Raw genomic sequence first — 898 nt, 5'->3', positions numbered from 1 at the left:
CTGGGGCTTGACCATGTCTCAATTGTATATTAAATTTGGTGACAGATTACAGGCAGATCGAGAATTTTTCTTGGGCGGCTGAATCTCCCAAAATCAAACCCTGACACAGTTCAGCGTACACTCCCTCATTAGAAAAGTGAATGTTTTTTTGACCATCCAATAAGAAACTGAATACATTTTTATTCAGGACAATCTTGTTTCTGGAACCGTTCTTATACACTTCGTAATTGAAAATTTGCAAATCCGAAGTATGAGTTTCGTTATGTTTCCATAGATCTTCGGGAAGGTTTGTAATGTCCATCGTCAAAATTAAATTGATGTTTTTCGGAGTGTTCTTTGGTTGTGTCATTAAGAAATTCGTTCCAAAAGCGATTTTAGCCATTTGAGTTTTTTCTTGCTGTAAGGAGGGTACTTGATAACGCCTTACCACCTGACGAATAGATAAGCTCAAAAAGCTGTTGCTTTCTTTCATCCATCTTTTTCAGGAATATTTCCAAAAGTTTTTCCGAAACCTTTTCTGCAAAGCTATCTAAGCTTGTAAGGTCTTCTTTAGAAATATTGAGGGTCTCCCAAATTTTGGACAATCAAAGCTGGAAAATCAGGCTTTTATTTTCTTCTCTTTTCACCCGCAATCCGACTTCGTCTGGGGTTAAATTACCAAGTGAACTGTGTGGCCGAAAGCTGTTATATTCCTGTCGCCAACTTTCAATTTTCCCCTGTGCATCTTCCAAAGACAAGAACCAATGAGCATTCTGGGTATTTCGGAGAAGTTGGTTCTTCCCCACTTTTGGTGGTTAAGCAGGAGCAAGTACCAATCTTTTTCTGAGCAATTCAAAGCTTGCTCTTCCATACATCTGCCTTTTTATAGTCTTTAGTTTATTAACATTGCCTTCCACAG

2 protein-coding genes are annotated in these 898 nt (G+C 38.3%); both read right to left on the bottom strand.

Annotated elements, in window-relative coordinates; all coding sequences use genetic code 11:
- Positions 1-46 precede the first annotated feature (46 nt).
- Complete coding sequence (locus FEM33_RS01515; RefSeq protein ID WP_139010358.1) at positions 47-472, bottom strand: hypothetical protein; 426 nt, start codon at positions 470-472, stop codon at positions 47-49.
- Positions 473-584: 112 nt separating this feature from the next.
- Positions 585-785 carry an integrase core domain-containing protein gene (locus FEM33_RS01510; RefSeq protein WP_262711951.1) on the bottom strand — a complete coding sequence of 67 codons (201 nt, stop codon included), beginning with the start codon at positions 783-785 and terminating at the stop codon, positions 585-587.
- Between the last annotated feature and the right edge of the window lie 113 nt (positions 786-898).

The organism is Dyadobacter flavalbus (assembly GCF_006149045.1).
GTDB classification, from domain to species: Bacteria; Bacteroidota; Bacteroidia; order Cytophagales; family Spirosomataceae; genus Dyadobacter; species Dyadobacter flavalbus.
Note: the sequence above shows the minus strand (reverse complement) of the source record. Positions and strands in the feature narration are given on the sequence as shown.